This window comes from Aeromonas sp. 5HA1 (genome assembly GCF_029237245.1).
GTDB classification, from domain to species: domain Bacteria; phylum Pseudomonadota; class Gammaproteobacteria; order Enterobacterales; family Aeromonadaceae; genus Aeromonas; species Aeromonas salmonicida.
In genome coordinates, this window is record NZ_JAACFW010000018.1 from 95,215 (window position 1) to 109,399 (window position 14,185).

Sequence of the window (14,185 nt, forward strand, 5' to 3'; positions counted from 1 at the left end):
TGTGAGCTGGGCAAGGGATGACAAGAGGCTGCCTGGTGAAAAACAGGTACAAAAAAACCAGCATGAGCTGGTTTGTTTGGTACTGCTATTAATGGTGCGGAAGGAGAGACTCGAACTCTCACACCTTGCGGCGCCAGAACCTAAATCTGGTGCGTCTACCAATTTCGCCACTTCCGCAGTATTAATGGTGGCTATGACGGGATTCGAACCTGTGACCCTCGCATTATGAGTGCGATGCTCTAACCAACTGAGCTACATAGCCGTCTTGTGCTCGACGCGAGTCAAATACAAGTAATAATGGCTGGGTACTAGGGTTTGGACCTAGGCACGTTGACGAGATCAAAGTCTCTCACGCTTACCACAGCAAATCATCGACAGGTCGATGACGGGTAAAAATGGCTGGGGTACTAGGATTCGAACCTAGGAATGGCGAGATCAAAACCCGCTGCCTTACCGCTTGGCGATACCCCAACAGAAAAATTAATGGTGGCTATGACGGGATTCGAACCTGTGACCCTCGCATTATGAGTGCGATGCTCTAACCAACTGAGCTACATAGCCGTCTTGTGCTCGACGCGAGTCAAATACAAGTAAAAATGGCTGGGTACTAGGGGTTGGACCTAGGCACGTTGACGAGATAAAAATCCCTCACGTTTACCACAGCAAATCATCGACAAGTCGATGACGTGTAAAAATGGCTGGGGTACTAGGATTCGAACCTAGGAATGGCGAGATCAAAACCCGCTGCCTTACCGCTTGGCGATACCCCAACAGTGATGTCTGACAAAGACTATCAAACACCTTTAAAAATGGCTGGGGTACTAGGATTCGAACCTAGGAATGGCGAGATCAAAACCCGCTGCCTTACCGCTTGGCGATACCCCAACTTCAGAAATAGTGGTGGCTATGACGGGATTCGAACCTGTGACCCTCGCATTATGAGTGCGATGCTCTAACCAACTGAGCTACATAGCCAACCGTGCTTCCAGTGAGTCGTTGCCTCGTCACTGTGCGGGCCGAATTATGCGTATCTGGCTCTGGGGCGTCAACCCTTTTTTTGTCAGAAAAACCGAATTTGGGTGCGTTTGGCGAGTTATTGGTCGCTGTCGTGCAAAAGCCCAACAATCTGGTTTTTTTTACGACATTTGCCGGAAGATGCCCGACAAGTACAGATAGAAAAGAGGCCAGCAAATGCTGGCCTCTCATGGGATTAGACGTTGAACAGGAAGTTCAGTACGTCGCCATCTTTGACGATGTAGTCTTTCCCTTCTGCGCGCATCTTGCCCGCTTCCTTGGCGCCTTGTTCACCCTTGTAGGTGATAAAGTCTTCGAAGGCGATGGTTTGAGCGCGAATAAAGCCTTTTTCAAAGTCGGTGTGGATCTTGCCAGCGGCTTGCGGTGCAGTGGCGCCAACCGGTATGGTCCAGGCACGCACTTCTTTCACCCCGGCGGTGAAGTAGGTCTGCAGCTTGAGCAGCTCGTAACCGGAGCGGATCACCCGGTTCAGGCCCGGCTCTTCGATGCCAAGATCTGCCATGAATTCGGCGCGGTCTTCGTCATCGAGCTCGGCGATGTCCGATTCGATGGCGCAGCAGACCACTACGACAACCGCGTTCTCGGCGGCGGCGATTTCACGCACCTTGTCGAGGTAGGGGTTGTTGTCAAAACCGTCTTCTGCCACGTTGGCGATGTACATGGTGGGCTTGAGGGTCAGGAAATTGAGGTGGCTCACGGCCTCCAGTTCATCCTTGTCCAGCTTCATGCCACGGATCATCTGACCGTTTTCCAGTGCGACCCGGATCTTCTCCAGGGTTTCCACTTCCAGCTTGGCATCCTTGTCACCGCCCTTGGCGCGCTTGGACTGGCGATGAATGGCACGCTCGCAGGCGTCCAGATCCGACAGGGCCAACTCAGTGTTGATCACTTCGATATCGTCGGCTGGGGAAACCTTGCCGGCAACGTGAACTATGTTGTCGTCATCGAAGCAGCGTACCACGTGGCCGATGGCTTCGGTTTCACGGATATTGGCCAGGAACTGGTTACCCAGACCTTCGCCCTTGGAGGCACCGGCAACCAGACCAGCGATGTCGACGAATTCCATGGTGGTCGGCACGACGCGCTGGGGATTGATGATGGCCGCCAGCTGGTCGAGACGGGGATCCGGCATGGGAACCACACCCGTGTTCGGCTCAATGGTGCAGAATGGGAAGTTGGCGGCTTCGATGCCGGCCTTGGTCAGCGCATTGAACAGGGTGGATTTACCTACATTGGGCAGGCCCACGATACCGCATTTAAAACCCATGGATTGTTACCTTACTTGATAGATGCTGTGAGGGACGCAGGCGCATCCAGTTATATACTTGCCGGCCTTGACGCTGTGCAAGCGGTTCATGGCCTTGGTCATAGCGTGTTTGAACAGTCTGTCGGTGGCGCAGGTGGGCATTCACCCCTGACGTCATCCATCAAACCTTGTTCAGACTTTCTCGGCCTTGAAGCTGTGCAAGCGGTTCATGGCCTTGGTCATGTCTTGTTTGAACAGTATGTCGGTGGCGCGCAAGGATTCATCCAGTGCGGCATCGATCAGGTTCTGTTCGCTGCTCGGGGCCTTGGTCAGCACGAACCCGGCCACCAGCTCCTTGGCGCCAGGGTGGCCAATCCCGAGACGCAGCCGGAAGAAATTATTGTTATTGCCCATCCTGGCAATGATGTCTTTCAGACCGTTGTGACCGCCGTGGCCGCCGCCCTGCTTGAACTTGGCGATGCCGGGGGGCAGGTCCAGTTCATCGTGGGCCACCAGCATGGCTTCCGGCTCTATCTGGTAGAAACGGGCCAGTGCGGCCACTGCCTTGCCGGAGAGATTCATGTAGGTGTTCGGGATGAGCAGACGCACATCCTGCCCTTCCACCTGAATGCGGGCCGTGTGGCCGAAGAACTTGGGTTCTTCGCGCAGGCTGACATTGTGCCAGCGAGCCAGTTGCTCCACATACCAGGCGCCCGCGTTGTGGCGGGTCTTGGCGTATTCAGGGCCGGGATTGCCCAGACCCACGATCAGTTTGATTTGGTTTGTCACGCTTGATGTCTTCACTCGCTACTTGCAATGGGCAGACCGCCCAAGGCAATGGGACGCGATATTCTAGCCGCCGACTGGCGATCACTCAACCAAAGCTCGGCAACCGTGAGGGAATAACCCTGGTTCGGGTCGCGAATGGCCGCAAAACGGGCCTCTTTTCGAGGCCCGTTCTGGTCAGTCTTACCCGGGGGGAGCCTTATTCGGCCCGCAGTAGCGTGACGGTCGGTTCACTCAGTGCCGTCAGTGTCGGTCGCTGCTCTCGCACGTATTGCACGAAGGAAGCCGCATCCGTACCGCAATTGACGGCCCTGGCCTGGCAATCGAGCGTTTGACCATGGGCATAACGGGCGTTCAACTGATCGCCGTTCTGCTCCACTTTCTCGATGGGGAAACCGGTCAGCTTGCCATCCACCCAGGCGAGATCCAGTCGCTCGGCCCGCAGGGCCTGGGCGCTGGCCAGCGCCTGCCAGCCGTCGTTGCCGTTGGCGCTGTAGGCGTTCATCACCACTCGATAGCGCTGGTTGTCGACCAAGTCCTGCCACTGTCCTTCGGTCGTTTGCCATTGCAGCTGGGTCAGGTCGCCACGCTTGCCCGCTTCGGTTTCGGTGAAGGTGTAGCGAAGATGGCCGCCGTAGGGGAACTTGCCGGCATGGGCGCTGGCAGGCAGGGTGGCCGTGATGGTCTCGGTCAGCAGGGCGCGCACGTCCGCGCCGCTCAGGGTCAACACGGATAACTGGTTTTTGAATGGCAGCAGGGTGAGCGCCGCATCCCCTTCGCGCAATTCTCCTGCGGGCAAGTCGGCGCGCACGCCGCCCACTGCCAGCAACGCAAAGTGAACCGGGCCACCGGTCAGGGCCTGCACCGCCTGGGTGTTGGCCCAGTAGTATTGGCCTTCGGCCACCAGGGGGGCGACGTCTGAGCCGTGGCTGTCGCTGCCATTGTCACCGGGGCGGCGGGCATTTTGCAGCGGTGCCGGTACAGTGGCGATAACGGGGCCAAAGGCCTGCTCCAGTGCGGGCTTGTAGTGACTGTCGATGATGCCACGCAGGCGCGGGTCTTCATCCACTGTCACCAGGTTGGGTTGGGCATTGACAAACTTGCTTGCCTGTTTGCCACTCGCCTTGTCCAGCGCCTGCTGGCGGGCAGGGTCGGCGAAGAAGTCGCGGCTGGCCAGCAGCTTGTTTTGACCCTTGCAACCAATGACCCGGCCCTGGGCGTCGAAGCTGACCCGGGCCAGGCCGATGGCCTGGGCGTAGGAGCCAGCCTGCACCACGCAGGTCAGGCCAACGCCGTCCGGATTGGTCACCAGCTGGGCGTATTCGCCGGTCTTGCCCCAACCTATGTTGGTAAAATCGCCGAGCAGGCTGTGGGAGTGGCCGCCGACGATGGCATCGATGCCATTCACTCTGGACGCCAGCGCCAGATCCCGCTCATTGCCGATGTGGGTCAGGGCGATGACGTGATGGATCCCCTTCTTGCGCAGCATGTCCACTGTGCTCTGGGCCGATTCAACCTCCTTGCCAAAACGCAGTTTGCCGACGTTGGGGGAGATATTGGCCATGTCCTCCAGCACCAGTCCCATCACGGCCACCAGTTGCTTGCCCTGGGGCAGCTTGTTGAGATCGGTAACCGGACTCTTCTGGTTGCCATCGAAGGCATAAACCACGAACGCCTTGAGGTTGGTCGCGTGGCGCAGCGCCGGATCGTCACGGGTGTCCAGGTTGGCGGCCAGCAGAGGGAAGTTGACCCCCTCGATGAAGCGGGCCAGCTTCTGGTTGTCGAGATCGAACTCGTGGTTGCCCAGCGCCATGGCATCGAGACCGAACTGGCTTAGCAGCTCGGCGTTGGCCATTCCCTCGTTGAGTTTGAAGTAGCCGCTGCCTTGCCAGGCATCGCCGCCGTGCAGCAGCAACAGTGGCTGATTCTTGGCGAGCGCTTCGGCCTGATAGGATTTCACCATGGTGAGCAGGCGCGGATAGCCGCCGAAGCGGGTGTAGAGGGTGTCGGTTTCCCCCTGCTTGCCAAAGATGGGTCCCTTCAGCTCGGCGTTGACCGGGTCAAACTGGGAGTGAGTGTCGTTCATGTGCGCCAGGGTCAGTGCGAAAGGCTGGTTTTCTTTGGCGGGCTGACAGGCGAACAGGAAGCTGCAGCAGGCAAGAAGCAGCAGCGGGCGCAAGCGATTCATGGATCAATCCTTAACCTGCGGTGGGGCAGGGCAATACCGGGTGTGACAGGGCTAGAAAGACAAAAACCGCCAGTTGGCGGTTTTTGTCACAACAGTGTCTATCAATGCTCAAACATGGCAGAGATGGACTCTTCGTTGCTGATACGACGAATGGCTTCGGCCAGCACGGTTGACAGAGTCAGCTGCTTGACCTTGTCCACCGCCTTCATCTCGGCTGTGAGCGGGATGGAGTCGGTGATGATCAGCTCGTCGATCACGGAGTTCTTGATGTTTTCCACGGCAGAACCGGAGAAGACCGGGTGAGTGGCGTAGGCGAATACACGCTTGGCGCCGCGCTCTTTCAGGGCTTCTGCCGCTTTGCACAGGGTGCCGCCGGTGTCGATCATGTCATCGACGATAATGCAGTCGCGGCCGGCGACGTCACCGATCAGGTGCATGACCTGGGAGACGTTCGGGCGGGGACGACGTTTGTCGATGATGGCGATGTCGGTATCGTCCAGCAGCTTGGCGATGGCACGAGCGCGCACCACACCACCGATGTCCGGCGATACGACGACAGGGGATTCGAGGTTTTTGGACTTCATGTCTTCCAGCAGCACAGGGCTGCCGAACACGTTGTCGACCGGGACGTCGAAGAAGCCCTGGATCTGTTCGGCATGCAGGTCAACGGTCAGCACACGGTCCACACCCACGCTGGAGAGGAAGTCGGCGACAACCTTGGCGGTGATGGGAACACGGGCGGAGCGGACGCGGCGGTCCTGACGGGCATAACCAAAGTAGGGGATAACGGCAGTGATACGGCCAGCTGAAGCACGACGCAGAGCATCCACCATGACGATCAATTCCATCAAATTGTCGTTGGTCGGGGCACAGGTGGATTGAATGATGAAGATATCGCCACCACGTACATTCTCATTGATCTGTACGCTGATCTCGCCGTCGCTAAAGCGACCTACGGCAGCATTGCCGAGTTTGATAAACAGGCGATCTGCGATCTTCTGGGCTAGTTCCGGCGTTGCGTTACCAGCAAACAGCTTCATGTCAGGCACGGTTTGAAACCTCGGGGTTGCATCCAGTATGTGGGGAGTCTGATTCAGACCCGTATCGTTTTGGGGCAAACGATTTATCAAGTTGACGGGTCAGGCCACTATAGGCCGCTTTCAGGCTAGGTGCATATCGTTACATGTTTCAAATCGGATGGCTGTCGCGTTTGGACAGCCCGTCATCAACGAGGCCGATGACCTCTTCGCGATTAACCCGGGGCACCCTGTTGGCGGCAGACCAGCTTGACGAGATTGCGCTCTTTCAAGTTTCGCTGCGGCCAGTCAATCGATGCACCCGTATCAATCACCAAAGAGAATGGCTGGGGTACTAGGATTCGAACCTAGGAATGGCGAGATCAAAACCCGCTGCCTTACCGCTTGGCGATACCCCAATCACTGATTTGTTGCAATGTCACGAATAGTGGTGATATGTTCTCGCCCTTGGCGACAAACCCATCCCATCTTTCCGGCACCTTTGCCAACACTTCCCGAGCAGCCTTTTCGTCTTCAAATTGAGCAAAGACGCAGGCTCCTGTGCCCGTCATTCTTGACGGCGCGTATTCTAGCAACCAGCCGAGCGCATTGGCAACCTCGGGGTGGCGCTTTTTCACCAGCAATTCGCAATCGTTTTTCCACTCCCCCTCCAGCAAGTTGTGAAATGCCATTTTCGGGGTCGCTCTGGGCAGGTCCGGATCCTGGAACACGGCGGCCGTTGCCACGTGGCAATCGGGCTTGAGTACCAGATACCAGGCGCCTGGCAATTCGACCGGTTGCAGTCGCTCGCCCACCCCTTCAGCAAAGGCCGCGCGTCCGCGCACAAACACCGGCACATCGGCCCCCAGCTGAACGCCAAGTTCCGCCAGTTCATCTTCGCCCAAGCCTGCCTGCCAGAGGTGATTGAGCGCCACGAGCGTGGTGGCTGCATCCGAGGATCCACCGCCGATACCACCGCCCATGGGCAGCAGCTTCTCCAGCCGGATATGGGCCCCCTGCGGGCTGGGCAGCCTAGCCTGCAGCAGGCGGGCGGCGCGGATGATGAGGTTCTGCTCATCGGGCACGCCGGGAATGGCCGGGCTCAAGGTGAGCTGGTCTGTGTCCGGCAGCGGCTCGAATTCGAGCCAGTCGCTGTGGTCCAGAAAGATGAACAGGGTCTGCAGCTCGTGATAGCCGTCCGGACGACGGCCATTGACGTGCAGGAAGAGGTTGAGTTTGGCCGGTGCCGGCCAGCGAATGGCTGTCATTCTTGGCTCCTTGTCAGTCGCAGTCATCAGCGTGCAAGCGTCCATTGGTTGATCTGCAACTTGAGGCGACTGCCCTGGCCCGTCATGGTCAGCAGGTGGGGCAGGCGATAGCCGTCCTGGTCTCGGTAGTCGCCATAGACAATCTGCCACTGGCCGTCACGCACACTGGCCAGGCTGCTGTCGGGATTGAGTTCGAATTCGGCCTTGCCCGGCAGTCCCTTGATCCACTCCGGCAGCCCCTGCACCGGAATGTTCCAGCCAGTGAGCTGATAGATGAGTGCCTCGGCATCCTGGCTTTGGTGCGGGTTGCCCTCGTTGTCGATCAGGGTGATCTCGCCCTTGCTGCGGGAGAGCTCCAGAATGTGGGTACCGATCAGGCTGGTTAGGTTGAGGCGATAATCGTCGCCATTTTGCTGCCAGTTGACCCGGGCGCTGCCCTTCTGCTGGGCTGTGATGATGGCCATCTTGCCAGACAGCTGCCAGTGGCTGAGCTGCTCGAGGCGAGTCCGCTCTTTCTGCCAGTTGACCTGATCCCGCTGGGGCTGGGTGGTGGTACAGCCGGCCAGCAACAGCAGGCAGCCAAAGGTGAAAATACGCAAGAACAAGGTCATGCTCCAGATGAGGGGATTTGCCACAGTATACGGGGCGGCCGTATTGCTTTTAAAGACTTACCCTTTCTCGTACAATTGGCAGCCTTTGCACCCAGTGTATGAAATGATCGTCGCCCACTCATGAGTTTGCTTGCCCTCGGAATCAACCACAACACCGCCAGTGTCGCCTTGCGGGAGCGGGTCGCGTTCGGCCCGGACTGCATCGATCGCGCCTTGCGTGAGCTGGTCACCCAACCCGGCGTAAGCGAGGCGGTGATCGTCTCGACCTGCAACCGCACCGAGCTTTACTGCAGCCTGGAAAAGGGGCAGGGAGAGCAGGTGCTGCACTGGCTGCAACGTTTCCACGGCCTGGATGCGGCCGAAGTGGTATCCGCCATTTACCAGCATCAGGACGAAGAGGCAGTGCGTCACCTGATGCGGGTGGCCTGCGGCCTGGATTCGCTGGTGCTGGGTGAGCCGCAGATCTTGGGGCAGATCAAGCAATCCTATGCCCATGCCCAGCAGTCCGAAGCGGTGAAAGGCTCGCTGGAGCGCCTGTTCCAGAAGTCCTTCTCCGTGGCCAAGCGGGTGCGCACCGATACCGAGATTGGCGCCAGCGCCGTCTCGGTGGCCTTTGCCGCCGTCAGTCTGGGGCGACGCATCTTCTCCGATCTCTCCCAGACCAAGGTGCTGCTGGTCGGTGCCGGCGAGACCATAGAACTGGTGGCCCGCCATCTGCGCGAGCAGAACGTCACCCGCATGATGGTGGCGAATCGCACCCTGCAGCGGGCTCAACTGCTGGCCGAAGAGTTCGGTGCCCAGGTGATGACGCTCGAAGAGATCCCGGATTACCTGCACGAGGCTGACATTGTCATCAGCTCCACCGCCAGCCCCTTGCCCATCATCGGCAAGGGCATGGTGGAGCGCGCCCTCAAGGCCCGCCGTTTCAAACCCATGTTTCTGGTGGATATCGCCGTGCCGCGGGATATCGAGGCCGAGGTGGACGAGCTCTCCGATGCCTATCTCTACACGGTTGATGACCTGCAGGGCATCATAGAGCAGAACCTGGAGACCCGTAAAAGGGCCGCCGCCGAGGCGGAGATTATCGTGCTGGAAGAGCGCGATGAGTTCATGGGCTGGTATCGCAGCCAGCATTCGGTGGATCTGATCCGCGATTATCGTCATCAGGCCCAGCAGGTGGCCGATGAGGAGTTGCAGCGCGCCTTGCTGTCCCTGCAACAGGGCGAGAATGCCGAACAGGCCCTCAAGGCCATGGCACACCGCCTCACCAACAAGTTGATCCACGCACCGACCCAGGCCTTGCGCCAGGCGGCGGCCCAGGGGGATCATCATCAGTTGTCCCGCCTGCGCCAGGTGCTGGGATTGCCACAAGAGTAATTGTTCGGGGTGGCCAGCTGGCGGCCCCTTCCTCCATCGAGAAAACAAGATTTATGAATCCGTCACTGATCAGAAAGCTGGAAGGCCTCATCGAGCGCCACGAAGAAGTACAGGCCATGCTCGGCGAGCCCGGGGTGGCCTCGGATCAGGATCGCTACCGCGCCCTGACCCGGGAATATGCCCAGCTGGAAGATATCGTTCATGCCTTCCAGCGCTTCCGCCAGGCCGAAGAGAACCTGGAAGCCACCAAGCTGATGCTGGAAGAGGATGATGCCGACCTGCGCGAGATGGCGCAGGAGGAGTTGCCGCTGGCCAAGAGCACGCTGGAGGAGCAGGAGCAGGCGCTGCAGGTGATGCTGCTGCCCCGGGATCCCAAGGATGACAACAACTGCTACCTGGAGATCCGTGCCGGTGCCGGTGGTGACGAGGCGGCCATTTTTGCCGGTGACCTGTTTCGCATGTATTCGCGCTACGCCGAGCGTCAGGGCTGGCGTATCTCCATCGTCAGCTGCAACGACGGCGAGCACGGTGGCTACAAGGAGGTGATCGCCAAGGTGGATGGCGAGCATGTCTACGGCCGCCTCAAGTTTGAATCCGGTGGCCACAGGGTGCAGCGGGTGCCCGAGACCGAATCCCAGGGCCGGGTACACACCTCCGCCTGTACCGTCGCCGTGCTGCCGGAAGTGCCGGAAGCCGAGCAGATCGAGATCAATGCGAACGACCTGAAAATAGATACCTTCCGCGCCTCCGGGGCCGGTGGTCAGCACGTCAATAAGACGGATTCCGCCATCCGCATCACCCACCTGCCGACCGGCCTGGTGGTGGAGTGTCAGGATGAGCGTTCCCAGCACAAGAACCGCGCCAAGGCGATGTCCGTGCTGTCTGCCCGTCTGCAGGCGGCAGAGGATGAGCGCCACCGCGCGGCCGAGCAGAGCACCCGTCGCAACCTGGTGGGTTCCGGCGACCGCTCCGAGCGTATCCGCACCTACAACTACCCGCAGGGACGTCTCTCGGAGCATCGCATCAACCTCACCCTCTATCGCCTTGGCGAGATCATGGAGGGGGATCTGGACTGCATCATCAGCCCCATGATCCAGGAATATCAGGCCGATCAGCTCGCCTCCCTGGCGGAAAACAGCTGATGCAGTCCGTTTGTGCAGATATCGCCGTCACGGCGATGGCGCGCCGTTGATGCAGATCCAGCAGGCCCGCGCCCACATAATGGCGACCCTGGCCGGGGGGGAGTCTCCCCGCGCCGACGCCGACGTGCTGCTCTGCCATCTGCTTGATTGCCGGCGCAGTTATCTGATGACCTGGCCGGAGCGCGAGCTGGATGCGGCCCAGCAAGAAAAGCTGCAAGGGTGGCTCACTCGTCGGCTGGCTGGCGAGCCCATCGCCCATCTGGTAGGGGAACGGGAGTTCTGGTCGCTGCCGCTCAAGGTGAGCCCGGCTACCCTGATCCCGCGTCCCGATACCGAGGTGCTGGTCGAACAGGCGCTGGCACGGCTGCCCCCCAGACCAGCCTCGCAGGATCAGGCGCCCTGCGCCCTGCTGGATCTGGGCACTGGCACGGGGGCCATCGCATTGGCGCTCAAGTCAGAGCGACCAGATGCCGATGTATGGGCGGTGGATCGGATGCCGGAGGCGGCCGCACTGGCGCGCGACAACAGCGTCGCGCTGGGTTTGCCCATCACGGTACGCGATGGCAGCTGGTTTGAGCCGCTTTGCGATCCGCTCCTGAGTCAGGCCCCACGCTTTGCGATGATTGTTTCCAATCCGCCCTACATAGACGGTGCCGACCCTCATCTGAATGAAGGGGACGTGAGGTTCGAACCTCGTTCAGCCCTGGTCGCCGACGAGCAGGGGCTGGCGGATATCCGCCTCATCGTCGCCGGTGCGCCTGCTCATCTGTGTCCTGGTGGCTGGCTCTTGCTGGAGCATGGCTGGCAGCAGGGCGAGGCGGTGCGTCAACTCCTGCTGCAACAGGGGTTCAGCCGGGTGGAAACCGTGCGCGATTACGGGGATAACGAGCGGGTAACGCTGGGATGCCTGGCTCATTGATGGTGAATGGCGGGCCTGAGCCTGCCTTTGTTCAAGGACACGTTATGTATTTTGCTCTCAAGCATCTGCATCTGGTGCTGATCGCCTCGGCCGTGCTGATGTTTATGCTGCGTTTTTACTGGGTGCAGACCGGTTCCGGCCGTGCCTACAGCGGCCAGATCATGAAGGTGAGCGGCTGGCTGAACGGGCTGGTGGTGCTCTCCGGCGTGCTGCTGTGCATGGTGCTGGATCTCAATCCACTCAACAACGGCACCCCCTGGCTCAGTGAGAAGCTGACCGCCATCCTGGTGGTGGCGTTTTTGGCCATGATGGCACTGCGACTGGCTCGCAATAACGGTATCCGCTGGTTTGCCTTCCTCGGCGCCATCGGTTGGGTCTTCTTTATCGCCAAACTGGCCGTATACAAGCAGGCCAGTCTGTTCGGTTAAGGATGATGACGATGATACGTGTAGACGAATGGACCGATTTCGAGGCCCACGACATCGCCGAGCTGGCGCTGTCGGTAAGTGACGAGATCCATGGCATCAGTGGCCGCGGTGAGGCCGAGCTGGCCCGTCTCGATGCCTGGCTGGACGAAGCGATTGCCGAAGGCAGTTGTGACGAGGTACGCCGCCAGCTGTTGCAGGGGTTCTACCAGACCCTGGGTTTTCACGGTGACTGGCAGGATTATTTTTCTGCCGCCAATTCCGATCTCGCCCAGGTCCTTGCCACCAAGCGGGGCATACCGGTTAGCCTCGGCATTCTCATCATACAGCTGGGCCGCAAGCTCGGGCTGGATGTGGAGGGGATCTGCTTCCCCGGTCACTTCCTGGTGAGCTTTGCCGGCAGCGAAGGCGAGGTTTATGTGGACCCCTTCACCGGTGACGAGTTGAGCCTGCACCACATGGAGTTGTTGCTGCGCGGTGCCCTTGGCAATCTGGCCACCCTGACCCCTGAACACCTGCAACCCTCGGGCCAGTGGGAGATCATCGAACGGCTGCTCAACGTCAGCAAAGGTGCTCTGCTGCGGGAAGATCGTATGACCGAAGCCCTGCGTTGCAGTGAGCTGCTGCTGCGTATGAAGCCGGGCGATCCCCTTGAGACGCGGGATCGGGGGTTCATCTATGAACAGCTCGACTGCCCGCGTTTCGCCGCCGACGATTTTGAATACTTTATTGAACAATGCCCGGACGATCCGGTGGCCGATGTGCTCAAGGTACAACTGGCCGCGCTTGATCTTAGCCCCAAGCCCCTTCATTAAGGATGCCCGGGAACTGAAATATTATGCCCCCCAGCCTCTTCACTTTAAGGATGCCTGGGAACTGAAACAGAAGAATATCAAGGCCGCTGTGCCCAGGGCGCAACGGACCGACTTGGATGCAAGCCCCCAGCCTCTTCACTTTAAGGATGCCTGAGATGGAACAGAAGAATATCAAGATCAATGACATCGATGTAGCCAACGACAAACCGTTCGTGCTGTTCGGTGGCATGAACGTGCTGGAATCCCGCGACATGGCGATGGCGGTGTGCGAGAAGTACGTGGAAGTGACCAGCAAGCTTGGCATCCCCTTTGTGTTCAAGGCGAGCTGGGACAAGGCCAACCGCTCCTCCATCCACTCCTACCGGGGTCCTGGCCTGGAAGAGGGGATGAAGATCTTCCAGGAGCTCAAGGCGACCTTCGGCATGCCGGTGATTTCCGATCTGCATGAAGTGCATCAGGCCAAGCCGGTTGCTGAAGTGGTTGACGTCATTCAGCTGCCCGCCTTCCTGGCGCGCCAGACCGATTTGGTGGAGGCCATGGCCCGCACTGGCAACGTCATCAACATCAAGAAGCCGCAGTTCCTGAGCCCGAGCCAGATGAAGAACATCACCGACAAGTTCGAGGAGTGCGGCAACGACCGCCTGATCCTGTGCGAGCGTGGCGCCAACTTTGGCTATGACAACCTGGTGGTGGACATGCTGGGTCTGGGCGTGATGAAGAAGAGCACGGGCGGCTATCCGGTGATCTTCGACGTGACCCACTCATTGCAGTGCCGTGATCCGCTGGGGGCCGCTTCGGGTGGTCGTCGGGATCAGGTGACCGAGCTGGCCCGTGCTGGCATGGCGGTTGGTCTGGCCGGTCTGTTTATCGAATCCCATCCGGACCCGAAAGTGGCCCGTTGTGATGGCCCGAGTGCCCTGCCGCTGGACAAGCTGGAAGGCTTCCTCAAGCAGATGAAGGCGATCGACGATCTTATCAAGGGCTTCGAGCCACTCGATACCTCCGCCTGATAGCGGCACCCGCCAGTCAGAAAATATGGAAAAGGCCTCGCGATGCGAGGCCTTTTTGTTACTGGTGTCCCGTCCTGAATATGGTTTACACCTTTCCCCCCAATAAATGGAGAACCCGATGGGACAAGGTGTGAAACGGACACAGCGCGATTACTCGCTGACTTTTAAACTGGCACTGGTCGAGCAGATTGAAAAAGGCGAGCTCACCTACAAACAGGCCCAGGCGCGTTATGGCATTCAGGGCCGCTCCACCGTTCTGGTATGGTTGCGTAAACATGGTCGGCAAGATTGGAGCCAGGGGGCTTCTGTGCGCGCCGGCAGGAGCATCACCATGCCTGACCCCGACA

General features: G+C 59.3%; 12 protein-coding genes, 8 tRNA genes and 1 pseudogene. 7 read left to right on the forward strand and 14 right to left on the reverse strand.

The genetic code is table 11. From position 1 onward, the window contains the following. Positions 1-92 precede the first annotated feature (92 nt). From GWQ27_RS16210 to lolB, 14 genes are all read right to left on the reverse strand, one after another. Positions 93-177: transfer RNA gene (locus GWQ27_RS16210), tRNA-Leu, on the reverse strand. An 8-nt stretch (positions 178-185) separates the two neighbouring features. Beyond that, positions 186-262, reverse strand: a tRNA-Met gene (locus GWQ27_RS16215). A gap of 134 nt (positions 263-396) precedes the next feature. Continuing rightward, positions 397-471 (reverse strand) — tRNA-Gln (locus GWQ27_RS16220). A gap of 13 nt (positions 472-484) precedes the next feature. After that, positions 485-561: transfer RNA gene (locus GWQ27_RS16225), tRNA-Met, on the reverse strand. A gap of 134 nt (positions 562-695) precedes the next feature. Beyond that, a tRNA-Gln gene (locus tag GWQ27_RS16230) sits at positions 696-770 on the reverse strand. 40 nt (positions 771-810) lie between these two features. Then, positions 811-885, reverse strand: a tRNA-Gln gene (locus GWQ27_RS16235). Positions 886-898: 13 nt separating this feature from the next. Then, a tRNA-Met gene (locus GWQ27_RS16240) sits at positions 899-975 on the reverse strand. Between the two features lie 235 nt (positions 976-1,210). Next, positions 1,211-2,302, reverse strand: a complete 1,092-nt coding sequence (gene ychF / locus GWQ27_RS16245) for a redox-regulated ATPase YchF (protein WP_017412588.1) — start codon at positions 2,300-2,302, stop codon at positions 1,211-1,213. A gap of 171 nt (positions 2,303-2,473) precedes the next feature. Beyond that, positions 2,474-3,070 carry an aminoacyl-tRNA hydrolase gene (pth, locus tag GWQ27_RS16250; RefSeq protein WP_021140052.1) on the reverse strand — a complete coding sequence of 199 codons (597 nt, stop codon included), beginning with the start codon at positions 3,068-3,070 and terminating at the stop codon, positions 2,474-2,476. A gap of 196 nt (positions 3,071-3,266) precedes the next feature. Beyond that, positions 3,267-5,255: a bifunctional metallophosphatase/5'-nucleotidase gene (locus tag GWQ27_RS16255; RefSeq protein WP_275907786.1), complete on the reverse strand. Its 1,989-nt coding sequence runs from the start codon at positions 5,253-5,255 to the stop codon at positions 3,267-3,269. Between the two features lie 101 nt (positions 5,256-5,356). Next, on the reverse strand, positions 5,357-6,304 hold the full coding sequence (locus GWQ27_RS16260; protein WP_005317019.1) for a ribose-phosphate pyrophosphokinase: 948 nt from the start codon (positions 6,302-6,304) through the stop codon (positions 5,357-5,359). 311 nt (positions 6,305-6,615) lie between these two features. Next, a tRNA-Gln gene (locus GWQ27_RS16265) sits at positions 6,616-6,690 on the reverse strand. Further along, complete coding sequence (ispE, locus tag GWQ27_RS16270) at positions 6,670-7,539, reverse strand: 4-(cytidine 5'-diphospho)-2-C-methyl-D-erythritol kinase (protein ID WP_275907787.1); 870 nt, start codon at positions 7,537-7,539, stop codon at positions 6,670-6,672. Before ispE ends, GWQ27_RS16265 begins: the two co-directional genes overlap by 21 nt. A gap of 26 nt (positions 7,540-7,565) precedes the next feature. Continuing rightward, the gene (lolB, locus tag GWQ27_RS16275; protein ID WP_058393840.1) at positions 7,566-8,150 is read right to left on the reverse strand and encodes a lipoprotein insertase outer membrane protein LolB; all 585 of its coding nucleotides are present in this window, start codon (positions 8,148-8,150) and stop codon (positions 7,566-7,568) included. Positions 8,151-8,270: 120 nt separating this feature from the next. Between lolB and hemA the strand changes: the two genes are divergently transcribed. From hemA to GWQ27_RS16310, 7 genes and pseudogenes are all read left to right on the forward strand, one after another. After that, complete coding sequence (gene hemA / locus GWQ27_RS16280) at positions 8,271-9,527, forward strand: glutamyl-tRNA reductase (protein WP_005317012.1); 1,257 nt, start codon at positions 8,271-8,273, stop codon at positions 9,525-9,527. A 53-nt stretch (positions 9,528-9,580) separates the two neighbouring features. Then, the gene (gene prfA, locus GWQ27_RS16285; protein WP_005317010.1) at positions 9,581-10,669 is read left to right on the forward strand and encodes a peptide chain release factor 1; all 1,089 of its coding nucleotides are present in this window, start codon (positions 9,581-9,583) and stop codon (positions 10,667-10,669) included. A 49-nt stretch (positions 10,670-10,718) separates the two neighbouring features. Next, positions 10,719-11,588: a peptide chain release factor N(5)-glutamine methyltransferase gene (gene prmC, locus GWQ27_RS16290; RefSeq protein ID WP_275907789.1), complete on the forward strand. Its 870-nt coding sequence runs from the start codon at positions 10,719-10,721 to the stop codon at positions 11,586-11,588. A gap of 44 nt (positions 11,589-11,632) precedes the next feature. Continuing rightward, positions 11,633-12,016 (forward strand): SirB2 family protein, encoded by a 384-nt coding sequence (locus GWQ27_RS16295; RefSeq protein ID WP_021140057.1) that lies wholly within the window; start codon positions 11,633-11,635, stop codon positions 12,014-12,016. Positions 12,017-12,027: 11 nt separating this feature from the next. Next, positions 12,028-12,828, forward strand: coding sequence for a tetratricopeptide repeat protein (locus tag GWQ27_RS16300; RefSeq protein WP_021140058.1), 801 nt, complete (start codon positions 12,028-12,030; stop codon positions 12,826-12,828). Between the two features lie 155 nt (positions 12,829-12,983). Continuing rightward, positions 12,984-13,838, forward strand: coding sequence for a 3-deoxy-8-phosphooctulonate synthase (gene kdsA / locus GWQ27_RS16305; RefSeq protein ID WP_021140059.1), 855 nt, complete (start codon positions 12,984-12,986; stop codon positions 13,836-13,838). A gap of 118 nt (positions 13,839-13,956) precedes the next feature. Next, a pseudogene (locus GWQ27_RS16310) lies at positions 13,957-14,185 on the forward strand (IS3 family transposase); the annotation flags it as partial.